The organism is Candidatus Pelagibacter bacterium nBUS_25 (assembly GCF_051200975.1).
GTDB lineage: Bacteria > Pseudomonadota > Alphaproteobacteria > Pelagibacterales > Pelagibacteraceae > Pelagibacter.
Window position 1 is genome coordinate 1,054,196 of record NZ_CP172846.1, and the last position, 16,595, is coordinate 1,070,790.

Annotated in this window: 16 protein-coding genes; 9 read left to right on the forward strand and 7 right to left on the reverse strand. The window is 30.6% G+C overall.

What is annotated here, in order from left to right:
• Nucleotides 1-132 precede the first annotated feature (132 nt).
• Entirely contained in the window at nt 133-576 is a 444-nt protein-coding gene (locus ACIJYH_RS05615) for an Hsp20 family protein (protein ID WP_435162649.1), read from the forward strand.
• Between the two features lie 40 nt (nt 577-616).
• On the opposite strand, the gene ACIJYH_RS05620 is transcribed toward ACIJYH_RS05615, so the two are convergent.
• A complete protein-coding gene (locus ACIJYH_RS05620) occupies nt 617-1,333 on the reverse strand; it encodes a Crp/Fnr family transcriptional regulator (protein WP_435162650.1) in 717 nt (238 codons plus the stop codon).
• 79 nt (nt 1,334-1,412) lie between these two features.
• On the opposite strand from ACIJYH_RS05620, the gene ACIJYH_RS05625 reads away from it, so the two are divergent.
• Nucleotides 1,413-1,940: a hypothetical protein gene (locus ACIJYH_RS05625; protein ID WP_435162651.1), complete on the forward strand. Its 528-nt coding sequence runs from the start codon at nt 1,413-1,415 to the stop codon at nt 1,938-1,940.
• A gap of 5 nt (nt 1,941-1,945) precedes the next feature.
• On the opposite strand, the gene ACIJYH_RS05630 is transcribed toward ACIJYH_RS05625, so the two are convergent.
• Together ACIJYH_RS05630 and ACIJYH_RS05635 are read right to left on the reverse strand one after the other, a co-directional pair.
• The gene (locus ACIJYH_RS05630) at nt 1,946-2,608 is read right to left on the reverse strand and encodes a hypothetical protein (RefSeq protein WP_435162652.1); all 663 of its coding nucleotides are present in this window, start codon (nt 2,606-2,608) and stop codon (nt 1,946-1,948) included.
• Nucleotides 2,608-3,552 (reverse strand): mitochondrial fission ELM1 family protein, encoded by a 945-nt coding sequence (locus ACIJYH_RS05635; RefSeq protein WP_435162653.1) that lies wholly within the window; start codon nt 3,550-3,552, stop codon nt 2,608-2,610. Before ACIJYH_RS05635 ends, ACIJYH_RS05630 begins: the two co-directional genes overlap by 1 nt.
• Before the next feature lie 21 nt (nt 3,553-3,573).
• Here ACIJYH_RS05635 and trxB point away from each other — a divergent pair, with 21 nt between their 5' ends.
• Together trxB and ACIJYH_RS05645 are read left to right on the forward strand one after the other, a co-directional pair.
• Nucleotides 3,574-4,518: a thioredoxin-disulfide reductase gene (trxB, locus tag ACIJYH_RS05640; protein WP_435089861.1), complete on the forward strand. Its 945-nt coding sequence runs from the start codon at nt 3,574-3,576 to the stop codon at nt 4,516-4,518.
• Nucleotides 4,519-4,559: 41 nt separating this feature from the next.
• Nucleotides 4,560-5,579, forward strand: coding sequence for an NAD-dependent epimerase/dehydratase family protein (locus ACIJYH_RS05645; protein WP_435162654.1), 1,020 nt, complete (start codon nt 4,560-4,562; stop codon nt 5,577-5,579).
• On the opposite strand, the gene ACIJYH_RS05650 is transcribed toward ACIJYH_RS05645, so the two are convergent.
• The 3 genes from ACIJYH_RS05650 to ACIJYH_RS05660 form a co-directional block, all read right to left on the reverse strand.
• Nucleotides 5,576-8,005: an FAD-dependent oxidoreductase gene (locus ACIJYH_RS05650; RefSeq protein ID WP_435087894.1), complete on the reverse strand. Its 2,430-nt coding sequence runs from the start codon at nt 8,003-8,005 to the stop codon at nt 5,576-5,578. The two genes, ACIJYH_RS05645 and ACIJYH_RS05650, sit on opposite strands and share 4 nt — an antisense overlap.
• 83 nt (nt 8,006-8,088) lie before the next feature.
• A complete protein-coding gene (locus ACIJYH_RS05655; RefSeq protein WP_435087896.1) occupies nt 8,089-8,745 on the reverse strand; it encodes an NAD(P)H-binding protein in 657 nt (218 codons plus the stop codon).
• A gap of 3 nt (nt 8,746-8,748) precedes the next feature.
• Complete coding sequence (locus ACIJYH_RS05660; RefSeq protein ID WP_435087898.1) at nt 8,749-9,936, reverse strand: pyridoxal phosphate-dependent aminotransferase; 1,188 nt, start codon at nt 9,934-9,936, stop codon at nt 8,749-8,751.
• Between the two features lie 35 nt (nt 9,937-9,971).
• Between ACIJYH_RS05660 and uvrB the strand changes: the two genes are divergently transcribed.
• Genes uvrB through pgsA form a run of 5 tightly spaced genes read left to right on the forward strand, consistent with a single transcriptional unit; the run spans nt 9,972 to nt 15,708 of the window.
• Nucleotides 9,972-12,143, forward strand: coding sequence for an excinuclease ABC subunit UvrB (uvrB, locus tag ACIJYH_RS05665; protein WP_435096082.1), 2,172 nt, complete (start codon nt 9,972-9,974; stop codon nt 12,141-12,143).
• A complete protein-coding gene (locus ACIJYH_RS05670; protein WP_435087902.1) occupies nt 12,125-12,877 on the forward strand; it encodes an SDR family oxidoreductase in 753 nt (250 codons plus the stop codon). Before uvrB ends, ACIJYH_RS05670 begins: the two co-directional genes overlap by 19 nt.
• Nucleotides 12,874-13,299 carry a dihydroneopterin aldolase gene (locus ACIJYH_RS05675; protein ID WP_435087903.1) on the forward strand — a complete coding sequence of 142 codons (426 nt, stop codon included), beginning with the start codon at nt 12,874-12,876 and terminating at the stop codon, nt 13,297-13,299. Before ACIJYH_RS05670 ends, ACIJYH_RS05675 begins: the two co-directional genes overlap by 4 nt.
• The gene (gene uvrC / locus ACIJYH_RS05680) at nt 13,286-15,121 is read left to right on the forward strand and encodes an excinuclease ABC subunit UvrC (protein WP_435162655.1); all 1,836 of its coding nucleotides are present in this window, start codon (nt 13,286-13,288) and stop codon (nt 15,119-15,121) included. Before ACIJYH_RS05675 ends, uvrC begins: the two co-directional genes overlap by 14 nt.
• Before the next feature lie 2 nt (nt 15,122-15,123).
• Nucleotides 15,124-15,708, forward strand: a complete 585-nt coding sequence (gene pgsA / locus ACIJYH_RS05685) for a CDP-diacylglycerol--glycerol-3-phosphate 3-phosphatidyltransferase (RefSeq protein WP_435087906.1) — start codon at nt 15,124-15,126, stop codon at nt 15,706-15,708.
• Here pgsA and ACIJYH_RS05690 read toward each other — a convergent pair.
• Entirely contained in the window at nt 15,705-16,586 is an 882-nt protein-coding gene (locus tag ACIJYH_RS05690; protein ID WP_435162656.1) for a branched-chain amino acid aminotransferase, read from the reverse strand. The two genes, pgsA and ACIJYH_RS05690, sit on opposite strands and share 4 nt — an antisense overlap.
• Nucleotides 16,587-16,595 lie beyond the last annotated feature (9 nt).

The window sequence follows — 16,595 nt, forward strand, 5'->3', positions numbered from 1 at the left end:
AAACGATTAATTTTTGTGCTGATATGCATCAAAAAATATCAGTTTTGATCAAAATCAATAATTCATAATTTTGATTTAAACCAAATTTTTTTTTTTATTTTTTGTTAGTTTAAATTAATGGAAAGGAGAAACATGAAATCACTATCAATTATAGACTCATTAAAACCTTTTTCAGTTGGTTTTGATGATATGTTTAAACATTTTGAAGATATTCATCATAGAGAATTGGATGCCTTTGAAACAAACAGAGGTGGCTACAATATTACTAAGATAGGAAAACAAGACTATAATATTGAAGTTGCATTGCCTGGTGTTGATAAAAAAAATGTCAAAGTCAGTGTTGAAGATAATGTTCTTATAATAAAATCTTCCTCAAATAATAAAATTGAAAAAGATGATAAAGAATATCTTTATAAAGGTGTTGAAAAAGAAAACGTCTGTGCCAGCTTTATTATAAGCAAGGATATAAAAGTCAAAGAGGCGATCATGGAAAAAGGTTTATTATCAATTAAATTAAGAGAAGAAAAACCTTTGCCAAAATATGTTAAGGAAATACCAATTACTAGCAGGCAATAATATTATGAATAGTCTCAGTTAAATGCTGAGGCTATTTAATTTATTTTGAAAGATTAGATAATTTATCGAAATCGTTAATATAGATTTGCTTAGAAGATAAGACTTTAACTATGTTCGAAGTTTTTAATTTAGAAACTTCTCTACTCACTGTTTCAATTGTTAAACCTAGGTAATCAGCTATATCTTGTCTTGTCATTGGTAAACTTATCGGATTGTTTTGCCAGCCAATTCTTTTTCTTTGATCTGAAATATTCATTAAAAACTTAGCAAGTCTCTCTGTAGCATCTAGTTTTCCAAGAACACCCATTCTATCTTGAGCCAGTGTTAACTCATGAGATGTTTGATTCAAAAGCTCTTTTGCAAGAACCATATTTTTATCAATGTATTCATCTAGTTTTTTCTGTTCAAAAACACATACACGCACCTGGCCAATAGCTTCTGCACAATAATTGTATTTACCATTTTTATAAGAACCAAAAAAATCTCCAGGATAGAGAAAACCTATTATCTGAATACGACCATCATCAATTAATTGATAAATTTTAACATTCCCTTCAGTAATATTATAAATATTTTTTGCATCATCCTGTTGCAAAAAAATGTTTGCTTTATTTTGAAATTTTTTTTCTGATGAAATATTTGAAAATTCTTTAAGCTTTTCCTCCTGTAGACATCTGCAAAATGAGTATGGTCTAATATTGCACTCTGAGCATCTACTCTTTTCGTTAAATTCTTTATTCAATTGTGCTGACTGCATACCAAAATATATAAACAAAGTATAAATTGTTATTGATCCAGATCAAATAGTTCTTTTAAATTTAGGATAGATACAAAGTGTGCTTAGTACAAATAATACAAACAATCTGCCAGGTCTCAATATTTTAAGATTTCAAGATAGTGACTTAAACTTAATGGGTATTTTACCTTTATTAGCTGAAGAATTTCCGTCTTGGGGGTTAGACAGATTAAAAAGTTATATTAGATTAGTTCTAAAACAAGAGACAAACGGCATCTTGGTTGCAAAAAATAATTCTTTGTACAATGTTGGTTTGCTAATTTACTCAATGCAAGACATTATAAATAAGGATTTTCCAATAAATGATAAGAAAGAATTTTCTAAATGTTTAGTTGTAGAAAATTTAATCTCCTCAAGTCCTGTTTTAGAAAAAAAAGTTTATCTGCAACTTACCAATAGAGCTGTTGATATTGCTGAAAACAATAGCTGTGAAATTGTTGAACTACCTAGATTTAATTCTTCATTTGATTTGGTAAAAAAAAAATATGAAAAAAAAATTGTTAACTCAGATGGGTGGAGAACATTCATTAAAATTAATAAAATTTTAACTGCTAATAAAGAACTTTAATTTAATTAAAATACTTTCCAATCAGTCTTAAAGGTAACATAGTTTACCTGGATGCAGCGTCTTTCTTTGACTATTTTCTTCTTTTCCATGCCATGCCAAGTATTAGGCCCACTAGTAAACATATATCCATAATTATTTTTGTATGGGACTGTTTTTACTTTTTCTAATTTATTATTATAGAAATCTGTTCCAAGTTCTTCAGATTCATTGGCATTATTCACAAATATTAATCCTGACATTAATTTTTCTTTAATGTCACAATGAGGCTTTAACCAAAAACCCTCTCGATCACAAATAACTTCAACTCTAACATATGAGTTTGATAAATCTTTATTAATCATTTTTGAAATAGTTTGATGCACTTCTTTAGATTGAAGTTCATTAATGAATTTAACTAAATTCGGAAATTGTTTTTCATTTTCTTTTGTCACAAAACATCTGAATTTTATAGCCTCTCCACCTGAAGCTATTCCTTCTCTAAATTCAGCGGCCCCACCGTCAATTGCTCTAGTTCCATCATAATTTAAATTATGTTTACTTACATCTGGAATATCTGCTTTAATAATTTCCTCTATTGCACCATTAGTAAGTGCGTTATGGTATTCCCAGTGATCAAAGGGAAATTCATGTTTTTTTGATTGGTTTTGAATTGAGTCTAAAAGTGACATTATGAATTAATTTGTTGTTTGATAATACTTGCTACTCTATTTGTTTCGTCTAATTTTTGATAGTTCCAATTTTCAATCTCTTCACCTAAAATTCTAGTTATATTTAATTCTCTAAATAAATTTCTAAATCTTTGAAATCTTTTGTCATTTTTTTTAGGCAAAATATTGGCTACATAAATAGGTTTTCCCGTTAAAGCTGCCTCAGAGATCATTGAGCTAGAATCGCATGTAACAATAATATTCTCTGCAAGTGCTAGAGCTGACAGGTAAGCTTTTTTATCAACATCCATTATAACTGTATGATTATCTCCAAAAAATTCTTTGGCATAATGAATTGTGTTTATTGGCGTTCTCATTGAAGGGATTATAACTAGTTGAAAATCATGTTTTTTTAGCAATTTGTATAACATCGTAAAGATATGTTTCATATTCTTTGTGGAATAATCGTAATACTTTGTTGGGCCACCCATAATTAATGTCCAAATTTTTCTTTCATCTTTTTTAACAAATGAATTTAAGTAATCTTTATTTTTAGTAATTTCATTTTCTGTGAGATAATGAATGGCTCCTTTGGTGTTGATAACATTTTGACCTTCTAATCCATCGTGTTCTGGGGCAACAATAAAGTCAAAATGATTTAAATCTACTTTTGGATCTTGAATATGAATGTTAAATACTTTTTTATTAGCTTTATTTTTTAAATGAATTGAGGGAATTACACTTTTACGTCCACAAGATATAATTATATCAAAGTCATCTTGATTAATTTTTTTATACACATTTTGTGAAATAGGTGTCAGCTTAGGTGGCAGCACTTTCCAAAAACTATTTGGTTCAACTGTATGGTGTGTAAAATCGATATCTAAAGCTTTAGCCAAACCCTCTACCTGACTAATCATGCCATGCATTCCTTGAGTTAATAATATGCCTTTTAATTTAGTCATTAATCACTATATAGCTTTCATATGAGTCAAAATCCAACAAAACACACAAAAGTGTTAATAATAGGATCTGGTCCTGCCGGATACACTGCAGCAGTTTATGCGGCACGTGCAATGTTAAATCCAATTTTAGTTTATGGTGTTCAACCAGGTGGGCAATTAACAACAACTACAGATGTTGAAAATTTTCCAGGTTTTGCAGATGTAATTCAAGGTCCGTGGTTAATGGATCAAATGAAAGATCAAGCTAAAGCTGTTGGAACAGAAATGATTGAGGATCATATCTCATCAGTAAATTTAAAATCTCAACCATTTGAAGCTGTTGGCGATAGTGGTCAAAAATATACGGCAGATAGCATTATAATTTCTACAGGTGCTCAAGCTAGATGGTTAAATTTAAAATCAGAACAAGAATTCAGAGGTTTTGGAGTTTCAGCTTGTGCTACTTGTGATGGTTTTTTCTTTAAAGATAAAGAAGTTGCAGTTGTCGGTGGTGGTAATGCTGCTGTTGAAGAAGCAATGTTTCTCACAAAATTTGCATCAAAAGTAAAATTAATTCATAGAAGAGATGAACTAAGAGCTGAAAAGATGCTTCAAAAAAAATTAATGGAAAATAAAAAAATTGAAATTATTTGGGATAGTGCTGTTGATGAAGTTATCGGAGATAATGATCCTAAAAATGTTAAAGCAATTAAAGTTAAGAATTTAAAAACTAACGATATTCAAGAAATGAAGATTGATGGGTTATTTATTGCGATTGGACATGATCCAGCAACAGCTTTATTTAAAGAACAATTAGATATGGATAAAGAGGGTTATTTATTAACTAAACCAGATTCTACAGAAACTAATGTCCCTGGAGTTTATGCTGCTGGAGATGTTAAAGACAAAACTTTTAGACAAGCTGTAACAGCTGCGGGGATGGGCTGTATGGCTGCGCTTGAAGCTGAAAAATTTTTATCTCACTGATAAGAAACATTAAAACTTAATACAAACTAAAGGAAAACAAAATGACTGATAAAGTACTGCTAACTGGAATAAGTGGCTGGATAGCGAAACATATAGCAATTGAATTATTAAATTCTGGATATAGAGTTTTGGGAACTGTTAGAAGTCAAAATTCATTAGAGAAAACTAAAAAAACTATAAGCGAATATGTTTCAACAGATAAATTATCATTTGTTGAATTGGATCTTTTAAAAGATGAAGGTTGGAATGAGGCTGCTAAAGACTGTAAATATATTATACATACTGCTTCTCCTTATCCCATGAAAAGTTCAAGAAATAGAGAAGCTTTAGTTCCAGCTGCTAAAGGGGGAACTTTGAGAGTTTTAAATGCGGGTATAGAGGCTAACATTGAAAAGATAGTTCTAACATCATCAATAGCCGCAATGTTTAAAAGACCAAATAGAACCAACCCTTACAATGTCGGAGAAAATGATTGGTCAGATACTGAATGGAGTGGTTCTAACGATTATATTATATCTAAAACTAAAGCTGAGAAAGTTGCCTGGGAATTAATGGAAAGCAAAGGATTGAAAGATAAATTAACTGTAATTAATCCAGGTGGTGTTAATGGTGATGCATTAGATGATAAAGAAAATACATCGACTAAATATGTTCAACTTTTCCTTAAAGGAAAATATCCAATGGCTCCAAATTTTGGAATATTAATTTCTGATGTAAAAGATGTAGCAAAAGCACATGTACTTTCATTAAAAAATTCTAAAGTAAATGGAAGACGTCTATTAATTGGTTCAGAAGTTAAAAAAATGCTGGAAATTTCTAAAATTATGCAAGAAGAGTTTCCACAGTACGCAAAAAAACTACCAAAAAAAGAAATGCCAAACTTTATGTTAAAATTAATTAGTTATCTGGATTCATCTGCAAAACTTATGGTACCAGAACTAGGCATTCTAATGCAAACAGATACTTCATATGCTGAAGACTTATTGGGGATAAAATTTAAACCAGCACGAGATAGCATCAAAGATGCTGGAAACTCAGTAATAAGACTTGGGTTGATTTAAGATCTTAATCGATCGTTATTTTTGTCAAAGATAGGTTCGTCAATTATTTTTGCTTTGATTTTTGCTCCTTGAATTTTGATAAATAACTCATTTCCTATGTTTGCACAATCTGGCTTAACATATGCAAAAGCTAAACTTTTTTTAACTCTAAAACCATAAGCTCCAGAAGTAGTAAGTCCCACTTTCTTATCATCAAAGTACACAGGTTCATTTCCATGTGCATCAGCATCTTTTGCTTCAACCTCAAGATATACCAGCTTAGTTTCTATTCCATTATCTAGTAATTTTGTTACTGCTTTGGACCCTTTAAATTCATTTTTCTTTTCAAGATTAAAAAATTTATCAAGACCTGCTTCAACAACACTAATTTCAGGAGTAAGTTCAGTTCCCCATCCTCTATATCCTTTTTCAATTCTCATAGAATTCATTGCTCGAGTTCCAAAGTCAATAATACTTTCTTGTTTACCTTCTTTAATAATAAGATCATAAATTTCACTCATCTGATCTATTGAATGATGAAGCTCCCAGCCTAATTCTCCCATGTAATTAACTCTGAGTGCAATTACATCTATATTATTAATCTTTATATGCTTTGATTTTAACCATGGAAAATTTTCATTACTTAAATCTGAATCTGTTAATTTTTGAAGTACATTTCTAGATTTAGGTCCTATTAAACCTAAAACTCCTTTTTCAAGAGTTACATTTTTGATTATAACTCTCTCACCTTCTTGTTTATTATGATTTAACCAGTCTAAGTCTCTTATTTCTGAAATAGCTGCGGATAAAGCATAATAATGATTATCTTTTAATTTAGTAATTGTAAACTCAGTTTGAATTCTGCCAATATCATTTAGAGCATGGGTTAAAATAATACTTCCATCTTTTTTAGGAATTCTATTCGAGCATAATCTATTTAAAAATTGATAACTATCCTCTCCTGTAATTTCAAATTTAGAAAAACTACTTAAATCAATTACACCAACATGATTATGAACATGCTCACATTCATTTTGAATATATGGAAAAACGTTATTTCTTTTGTAACTTAAAGCTTCTTTAACATTATCTTTATTAAACCAATCAGGTTTTTCCCATCCATATAAATCAAAATATTCTGCACCTTTATCTTTAAGTTTTTGATATATTGGCGTGGTTTTCATTGGCCTTCCAATTTCAATTTTATCATGAGGCATTGGAGTGACATACATTCTTCGATATTGTTCCTTTGACTTTTCAACAGAATAATCTTTATTGACCCAACTCATGTAACGTCTTGGTTCAAATTCTTGCATGTTAATTTCTGAGTCTCCATGAACAATCCATTGAGCCATGTATTTTCCTGCTCCACCTCCATGTGCAATACCAATGCTTGCAGCACAAAACATCCAAAAATTTTTAAGGCCAGGCGCTGGTCCTGCTAAAAAATTATCGTCAGGTGTATGAGTAATAGGACCACATATTATTCTTTTTATTCCAACATCTTTAAATTCAGGGATTCTATCCATACCTTTTTCTAAATGATCTGCAATTCTATCTAAATCAGGTTCTAGTAATTCCATATCAAATTTCCAATCCATTCCATCTAATGCCCAGGCTGCTACATCTTTTTCATATGGGCCAATTAATAATCCTTTGCCTTCTTGTCTTAAGTAAGATGAAGAGTCTGGATCTCTAACAACTGGTAATTCTTTATCTAATTTTTCTATTTCAGGATGAGCTTCCGTTACTAGATATTGATGAACCATATTAATACTTGGCACATTTTTTAACCCAACCATTGCAGCTACTTCAGGACAAAAACTTCCAGCAGCATTTACAACATGCTCACAAATTATATCTCCTTTTTCAGTAATTACTTTCCACTCACCCGAGGATGTTTTTTTAATGTCGGTTACTCTATTTTTTCTGTAAATTTTAGCTCCTCCATTCCTAGCGCCTTTAGCCATTGCATTCGTTGTGCTCGTAGGATCAGTATAGCCATCTTCAGTTGTTAAAAATGCTCCTTTAATTCCATCAAGTTTTATAAATGGATGATATTTTTGAATTTCTTCTGTAGAAATTATTGAACAAGGCGCACCTACTATATCCAATACTCCTTTAGTGTAATCAAACCATTCCAAATCATCATTTGTATATGCAAGTCTTAAACTTCCTGTTTCATGAAAACCAGTTGGCTGACCAGTCTCTTTTTCAAGATTTTTATAGAGATTTGTTGAATGAAGATGAATTTTTGCAAGATTCAAACTTGTTAACATATGTGGACACTGACCTGCGGCATGCCAAGTAGAACCAGAAGTAAGTTCGCTTTTTTCAATTAAAACCACATCACTCCATCCTTCTTTGGTTAAATGATATAAAAGACTTACACCCATTATACCACCTCCAATAATTACTAACTTTGCATGTGATTGTATTTTGTCCATAAATTTTAATAACAATATATTTTAGTTAGAAATAAATATATATAAATTTTCTACATTTTGAGGACGTGTGATGAAGATTAAAATTATGAACTACTTAAGTCAGCTATCTCATCAGACTCAAAAATTGTTTTTGAAACTTTATTTTGAGTAATGGCAATCATTGCTTTTGCAACAGTTGCTGATTGAATGGGTTTCATTTTCTTTAGAGGCCCTAAAAATAGAGGAGATAATAATTTAAATACAAAAATTCCTATTTTCTCGCCTATTCTCTTTTCTTTTCGATCTCCTAATAAAAAAGAAGGTCTCATTATTCCTAGGTTTGGAAAATTAAGTCTTTTTAATTCTTCTTCTACTTCTCCTTTGAATTTTAAATAATCTCCTGAACTTTTTGGATCTGCATAACCAGATGAGATAAAAACAAATGAATTTACTGAGTTTGATTTTGCAATTTGAGCAACTTGTTTTGGAACCTCAAGCTCCACTCTTTTATATTCATTTTTATCTGGTGAATTTTTCTTTGTAGTGCCAATACAAAAGAAGCAATCATCCCCTTTGATATCTTCTCTATGATTTTCTAAATTATTAAAATCTGTTTGAATAATTTCGATCTTTGGATCACTTGTATCTATTGATGAACGAACAAATAACTTAATCTTAGAATAGTTATTATTGCTAATTAATTGATATAAAACATGGCTTCCAACTAACCCAGATGCACCAAATAATAAGGCTGTTTTCACTTCTTAAGATAAACTTTCACAAAAAGTTTTTATTCTCTCCATTGCTTTTTTTAAATTTTGCATTGAAGTAGCATATGAAATTCTAAAATAACCATCTAATCCAAAGGCTGATCCTTGCACTACGGCAACATTTGATTTCTCAAGTAATTTTTGAACAAAATCAGTATCTGTGTTTAATTTTGTTTTTTTGTTTAAGAGACCTTTGCAGCTTGGAAATACGTAAAAAGCACCATTAGGTGTTAAGCACTTAATGCCTTTAATATTATTTAAACTTTTAACAACAAAATCTCTTCTTTCTTTAAAAGCTTTTGATCTTTTTTGAATAAAACCTTGATTACCATTTAAGGCTTCAACAGCTGCTGCTTGACTTATTGAAGATGGGTTAGATGTAGATTGTGATTGAATTTTACCAATCGCTTTAATTACATCTTTTGGACCTGCCGCATAACCTATTCTCCAACCAGTCATTGCATAAGATTTACTAACACCATTCATAGTAAGAGTTCTATCTTTTAATTTTGAATTTTGTGCGATGGTATAAAAATTAAAATTATCATATTTAATATGCTCATAAATATCATCACTCAAAATATGAACTTTTTTATTTTTAACTAAAACTTTTGCCAATTCCTCAATTTCTTTTTTAGTGTAACCTGCACCTGTTGGATTTGAGGGTGAGTTTAAAATTAACCATTTTGTTTTTTTTGTAATAGCTTTTCTTAATTTTGAAGGTGTAAGTTTGAATCCCTCTTGTTCAGTACATTTAACTATTTTTGGCTTTCCTCCAGATAATAAAACCATATCTGGATAAGACACCCAAAAAGGTGCTGGGATTATAACTTCATCACCTTTGTTTAAAGTTGCCATGAATGCGTTATATAAAACTTGCTTACCACCAGTTCCAACAGTGATCTGATCTGCTGTGTAACTTAACTTATTTTCTCTTTTAAACTTTGCTATAATTGCTTTTTTTAAAGCGGGAGTTCCATCCACTGCTGTATATTTAGTGTCTCCATTTTTAATAGCTTTAATTGCTGCATTCTTTACGTTGTCTGGAGTATCAAAATCTGGTTCACCAGCACCAAGGCCAATTACATCTTTGCCTGCAGCTCTTAATTCTCTTGCTTTTTGAGTAACAGCAATAGTTGGTGATGGTTTAATTCTTTTTAAACTGTCTGATATTATGCTCATTGAAATATAATTTTAATCTACTAGTTTTATAAATAATGCAGAATACTTATCAAGATTTAATTACCGAAATTCAAAATAAAAATCCTGGGATCAGCCCTAAGCTTGAGGGAGGTAAAAAGTTTCAGATGAAAACTGATTTTAAGCCTGCAGGGGATCAACCTGAAGCCATTAAACAATTAGTTAATGGCGCAAATAAAGATCAACTTAGTCAGGTTTTACTGGGTGTTACTGGATCTGGAAAAACTTTTACTATGGCTAAGGTTATCGAAAAAACTAATAGACCAGCTTTAATTCTTGCTCCAAATAAAACATTGGCTGCTCAACTATATGGAGAAATGAAATCTTTCTTTCCAGATAATGCAGTTGAATATTTTGTATCTTATTATGATTATTACACACCAGAAGCATATGTTCCACGTTCAGATACTTATATTGAAAAAGAAGCTTCAATTAATGAGCAAATCGATCGAATGCGTCACTCGGCAACAAGATCACTTCTTGAGCGAGACGATGTTATTATTGTATCAAGTGTTTCTTGTATCTATGGTCTAGGATCTGTTGAGGCTTACAGCAAGATGACTTTAAGTTTAAAGACTAATTATGATTACAACAGAGAAGAATTAATAAAATCTTTAGTAGCACTTCAATATAAAAGAAATGATCAAAATTTTTATCGAGGAACTTTTAGAGCCAGAGGAGAATACCTTGAAATTTTTCCTTCTCACCTAGAAGATCGTGCTTGGAGATTAAGTTTATTTGGAGACAAATTAGAAAAAATAGAAGAGTTTGATCCTTTAACAGGTGATTTAGTCAGTGAACTTGATGTAATTAAAGTTTATGCAAATAGTCATTACATCACACCCAAACCAACTATTGAACAAGCAATAATTAAAATTAAAAGAGAACTAGAGGCAACTTTAAAAAAATTTAAAGAACAAAATAAATTACTTGAAGCACAGAGATTAGAAGAAAGAACTAAATTTGATCTAGAAATGATTGAAGCAACCGGATCTTGTGCTGGAATTGAAAACTATTCAAGATTTTTATCTGGAAGAAAACCTGGAGAGCCTCCTCCTACATTGTTTGAATATTTTCCAGACAATACTTTAATTTTTGTTGATGAATGTCACGTAACTGTGCCCCAATTAAATGGGATGTATAAAGGTGATAGATCAAGAAAAAGTAATCTTGCAGAGTACGGTTTTAGACTACCTTCTTGTATGGACAACCGACCACTTAAATTTGAAGAATGGGATGCAATGAGAACTCAAACAGTTTTTGTATCAGCTACACCAGGACCATGGGAACTAAAACAAACAAAAAATAAGTTTGTCGAACAAATCATTAGACCCACAGGATTAATAGATCCTCCAGTTGAAATTAGGCCTGCAAAAAACCAGGTTGATGACTTAATGCATGAGTGTGTAAAAGTAATTAACAACAACTTTAGAGTATTAGTTACTACTTTAACTAAAAAGATGGCCGAAGATTTAACTGAGTATCTTCACGAAAATGGTATCAAAGTTAGATACATGCACTCTGATATCGACACCTTAGAGCGTATTGAAATTATGAGAGATCTAAGGCTTGGAGTATTTGATGTATTGGTTGGAATTAATTTACTAAGAGAAGGACTTGATATTCCAGAGTGTGCATTAGTTGGAATTTTAGATGCAGATAAAGAAGGCTTTCTAAGATCTGAGACTTCTTTGGTTCAAACTATTGGAAGAGCTGCAAGAAATCTAGAAGGTAAAGTTATTCTTTATGCAGATAAGGAAACAAAAAGTATCAAAAATGCAATCAAAGAAACAGATAGACGAAGGACTATTCAAGTAGCTTACAACAAAAAACACAAGATTAGTGCAACAAGTATAAAAAAAGAAATTGGAGATGTGCTTGAAAGCGTTTATGAGAAAGATTATGTAAAAGTTGGAACTGATGAAAATATTGGTGGCAATCTTAAGAAACACCTAAAAGCCCTGAATAAAAGAATGAAAGAGTCAGCAACTAACCTAGAGTTTGAAGAAGCTGCAAAAATTAGGGACGAAATAAGAAAACTTGAGGCATCTGAGCTAGAAATTACTTTAAATCCAAAAGTAAAAAAATATAGTTCAAATAATAAAATGTATCCAAAAGGTAGATCAACTATGGGTCTTCCAGGAACAAGAGCGCAAAAAGGTAAAAAAAAGTGGAAGCAAACAAAATAATTATAACAGGAGCAGCAACTAGAATGGGTGCTGCGATTGCTAAAAAGCTATCAGGTCCAAATGTGGAAATTGTTATTCATTATAATAAATCAAAATTAAATGCTGAGAAATTACAAAAAGAACTAAAGAAAAATAAAACAAAAGTTTGGTTGATTAAAGGAGATCTATCCAAAGAAAATGATTTAAAAAAAATTATCAAGTTTGCAAAATCAAAATTAAAATACTTTGATTGTTTAATTAATAACGCTTCATTGTTTGAAAATGATAATTTAAAAAATTTTACATCTAAAAGTTGGAATAATCATTTAGATGTAAACTTAAAAGCTCCTGCTTATCTAACAAAAGAATTTGCAAATAATATTAAAGGTAAAAATAATAATATCATAAACATTATTGACCAAAGAGTTTTTAAACTAACTCCATTTTTTACTTCATACACATTAAGTAAAACTGGACTTTACACATTAACAAAAACAAGTGCTATGAGTTTGGCTCCCAACATAAGAGTAAACGGTATAGCTCCTGGACCAACAATAAAAAATAAGCGTCAAACAGATAAACATTTTAAAAAACAATATTTAGCTACACCTTTAAAGCAACAGGTGAATGTTAAAGAAATATGTAATGCTGTTGACTTTTTTATTAAAAACAGTTCTATTACAGGTCAAGTATTAGCTATTGATAGTGGACAAAATTTAAACTGGCAAACACCAGATGTAATTGGAAAAGAATGAAAAAAAGTAATTTTAAAGTTGTAAAAATAGACAAAAATAAAAGTTTATTTAATTACGAAAAAAAAATTCTTATTAAAGAATTAACCTTAGATCTAAAACTTGGTTATTACGAATTTGAAAAAGAAAAACCTCAAAAAGTAAAATTTAGCCTTGAAATTGATTATGAAGATAAAAAACCAACCAGTGACAAAGATATCAAATCTATTGTAAATTATGGGCAAGTTGTAAAATTGATCAAAAAACTTACCAAAAATAAGCATTACAATTTCTTAGAAACACTTGCGGAAGATGTTTTTGATATTTTATTTAAAGATAAACGTATTGGTAAAATAATGCTTCAAATTGAAAAATTAGAGATTTTAAAAGAATGTACGTCAGTTGGTATTCAAATTACCAAAAAAAGAAGTCATGAAAAGCTCTGAACTTGGAAAAGAAGTAATAAAAAAAGAGCTTCCATTAATTCCTAAAAGCCCTGGTGTTTACCGAATGCTCAATCATAAAGATGATATTCTTTATGTAGGTAAAGCCAAAAATTTACCGAATAGATTAAAAAGTTATGTGGCAGAGAAAAACCACATCATTCGGACAGAGAGAATGTTGTCTCAGACTTTTAAGCTTGAGATCACAACTACTGCAAATGAGAGTGAAGCCTTACTTTTGGAAGCAAATCTAATCAAAAAACATAAACCAAAATTCAATATTTTACTTAAAGATGACAAATCATTTCCCTTCATATTTATTGGTGAAAAAGAACAATGGCCAAGAGTTACAAAACATAGAGGGAAAAAAGAAAAAGAAGGATTTTACTTTGGTCCCTTTGCGTCTGCAGGCACTGCAAACTGGACTATTAAGATGCTTCAAAAAATATTTCAATTAAGAGTTTGTGATGATGGAACTTTTAAAAATAGAACAAGACCTTGTATACTTTATCAAATTAAAAGATGTTCGGGTCCCTGTGTGGGATACATAAATAAAGATGACTATAAAAGTTCGGTAGATCAAGCAATTCAATTTGTGTCTGGTAAATCTAGAGATATCCAAAAAAATCTCTCAAAAGAAATGGAGGCCGCAAGTGATCAACTTGATTTTGAAAGAGCTTCAATTTTTAGAGATAGAATAAAATCTCTAAATATCATTCAATCTTCACAAAGAATTAATGAGGCAAACCTAGTTGATGCTGATGTGATTGCTGGATATAAAGAATCTGGGAAAGCTTGCATTCAAGTTTTCTTTTATAGATCAAAACAAAATTGGGGTAATCAAGCTTACTTTCCAAAACATGATCCAGATCAAGAAATTTCGGAAATTATGTCTTCTTTTTTAATGCAATTTTATGAAAATAAAACTGTTCCTAAATTAGTTATTATTAATAGTGATATCAAAGATAAAAAATTAATAGAAGAAACTTTAAGTAAAAAAGAAGGAAATAGCATTTCCATCAATACAGCAAAAAAAGGAACTAAAGCAAAAGTTGTTGCAATGGCAGAAAAAAATGCAAAAGAGTCTTTAAATAGAAAACTTTATGAAACAAATAATAATAAGAATTTATTTGAAGGTGTTGCTAAAAAATTTGATTTAAAAAATGTTATCAATTTAGTTGAGGTTTACGACAATAGTCATATTTCAGGAACCAACAGTGTTGGGGCAATGGTTACATTTGGCAATGAAGGTTTTGTTAAAAAGAGATATCGAAAATTTGATATTAAAACAAAAGGTGCAGAGCAAGATGATTTTGCTATGCTTAAAGAAGTTTTATCTAGAAGATTTAAAAGAGCAATTTTAGAAAAAGGTAATTATTTAACCTTACCAGATTTAATACTGATTGATGGTGGAAAAGGACAGTATTCTTCAGCAAAAGAAGTGCTAGATGAATTGGGTCTACATGACCTTCCAATGATTGCTATTGCAAAAGGTAAAATGCGAAATAGTGGAGACGAAACATTCTTCTACAATGGTAAAAGCTATAAATTTGAAAAAAATGATCCAACTTTATTTTTTATGCAAAGACTTAGGGATGAAGCACATAGATTTGCAATTACCTCACATAGAGCAAAACGAGCTAAAGGATTATCGAAATCATTGCTAGATCAGATCGATGGTATTGGCGCTATTAGAAAAAGGGCATTATTAAACCATTTTGGTTCAGCAAGATCCGTTGAGTCTGCTAGTTTTGACGAGATAAAGTCTGTAGAAGGTGTTGAGGAAAAAGTTGCAAAAAAGATATATAACTTCTTTCACGAATAATTATGCTTAGAAAAATTCCTAATATATTAACCATTGGGCGAATAATAATTGTCCCTTTCTTTGTCTTGGCTTTTTATCTACCAGGCTTTTATGGAGATTTGACTGCGCTCATATTGTTTATAATTGCCTCGTTCACTGATTTTTTAGATGGAATGTTGGCTCGAATGCTTGGGGAAGAGTCTAAATTGGGTGAATTATTAGATCCAATTGCAGATAAAATTATTGTAGCTACAGCATTAATCTTATTAGTTATGGATGGTACCATAAGAAATTATGAGGTTATTGCTGCTATAATTATTCTTACACGTGAAATTTTAATTTCAGGATTAAGAGAATTTTTAGCTAAAGGTCAAATAAAACTTCCAGTATCAAATCTTGCAAAACTAAAAACTGTTTTACAAATGGTATCGATTGGTCTTTTGCTCTCAGGAGAGACGGGAAATAAGATTATTAATTTTCAAGATTATAATGCACAAACTATAGGAATTATTCTTCTTTGGCTTTCAGCGTTTTTAACACTTTTCACTGGGTATGATTATATGCGTAAAGGAATAGATCACGCGATGTCAGAAGACAACAAAGATTAGGCTGCTTTTTTCTTTCTTACTAAAGCTTGATAACTTTCATTTAAATCAATTATAGTTTCACATACCTTAAATTGATTTTCTGCAATGCATGATACTGGTGTTACTTCCGCAGCTGTTCCAGTTAAAAAACATCCAACAAAATTAGAAAGTTCTGATGGACTTATTTTTCTTTCATGAACTTTAATATTTTTAGATTTTGCAATTTCAATAACTGTTCTTCTTGTTATTCCATCTAAAAAAGAGTCCGGAATTGGAGTGTGAATTTCTCCATTTTTATCTTTGAAGAAAATATTTGCTCCAGTTGCTTCAGCGACATTTCCATCATGATCTAACATTAATGAATCGGTGTATCCTTGTTTTTCTGCTTCATGCTTAGATAAAGTACAAATCATATAAAGACCTGAAGCTTTTGTATCCCAAGGAATTGTATTTGGAGCAGGTCTTCGCCAATTTGAAATATTTAATTTTATTCCTTCAACTTTAAGTTTTGGATCAAAATAAGAGCCCCACTCCCAAGTTGCTACAGCAACATGAATTTTTGTTTGTTGTGCAGAAATTGCCATCATCTCGCTACCCCTCCAAATAGTAGGTCTTACATATCCATTTTCTACTTTTTGAACTGAAATAATTTTATTGCAGGCATCATTTATTTCTTTTTCACTGTAAGGAATTGTCATTCCCATTCTTTCTGCTGAATAAAAAAGTCTTGAAGTGTGTTCTTCTAATTTAAATATCGAACCATCATACACCCGTTCACCTTCAAAAACACAACTGGCATAATGAAGTCCATGATTTAAAACGTGTATCTTGGCATCAGCCCAATCAACTAGCTCACTATTATACCAAATTTTTCCAGATCTTTTATCGTACGGTACCATGTATGAAAT

Excerpts from the sequence above, each read along its gene's own strand:
- ACIJYH_RS05615 (WP_435162649.1), top strand. The coding sequence starts at position 133 with ATGAAATCACTATCAATTATAGACTCATTAAAACCTTTTTCAGTTGGT.
- ACIJYH_RS05620 (WP_435162650.1), bottom strand. The coding sequence starts at position 1,333 with ATGCAGTCAGCACAATTGAATAAAGAATTTAACGAAAAGAGTAGATGC.
- ACIJYH_RS05630 (WP_435162652.1), bottom strand. The coding sequence starts at position 2,608 with ATGTCACTTTTAGACTCAATTCAAAACCAATCAAAAAAACATGAATTT.
- ACIJYH_RS05635 (WP_435162653.1), bottom strand. The coding sequence starts at position 3,552 with ATGACTAAATTAAAAGGCATATTATTAACTCAAGGAATGCATGGCATG.
- trxB (WP_435089861.1), top strand. The coding sequence starts at position 3,574 with ATGAGTCAAAATCCAACAAAACACACAAAAGTGTTAATAATAGGATCT.
- ACIJYH_RS05645 (WP_435162654.1), top strand. The coding sequence starts at position 4,560 with ATGACTGATAAAGTACTGCTAACTGGAATAAGTGGCTGGATAGCGAAA.
- ACIJYH_RS05650 (WP_435087894.1), bottom strand. The coding sequence starts at position 8,005 with ATGGACAAAATACAATCACATGCAAAGTTAGTAATTATTGGAGGTGGT.
- ACIJYH_RS05660 (WP_435087898.1), bottom strand. The coding sequence starts at position 9,936 with ATGAGCATAATATCAGACAGTTTAAAAAGAATTAAACCATCACCAACT.
- uvrB (WP_435096082.1), top strand. The coding sequence starts at position 9,972 with ATGCAGAATACTTATCAAGATTTAATTACCGAAATTCAAAATAAAAAT.
- ACIJYH_RS05675 (WP_435087903.1), top strand. The coding sequence starts at position 12,874 with ATGAAAAAAAGTAATTTTAAAGTTGTAAAAATAGACAAAAATAAAAGT.
- uvrC (WP_435162655.1), top strand. The coding sequence starts at position 13,286 with ATGAAAAGCTCTGAACTTGGAAAAGAAGTAATAAAAAAAGAGCTTCCA.
- pgsA (WP_435087906.1), top strand. The coding sequence starts at position 15,124 with ATGCTTAGAAAAATTCCTAATATATTAACCATTGGGCGAATAATAATT.
- ACIJYH_RS05690 (WP_435162656.1), bottom strand. The coding sequence starts at position 16,586 with ATGGTACCGTACGATAAAAGATCTGGAAAAATTTGGTATAATAGTGAG.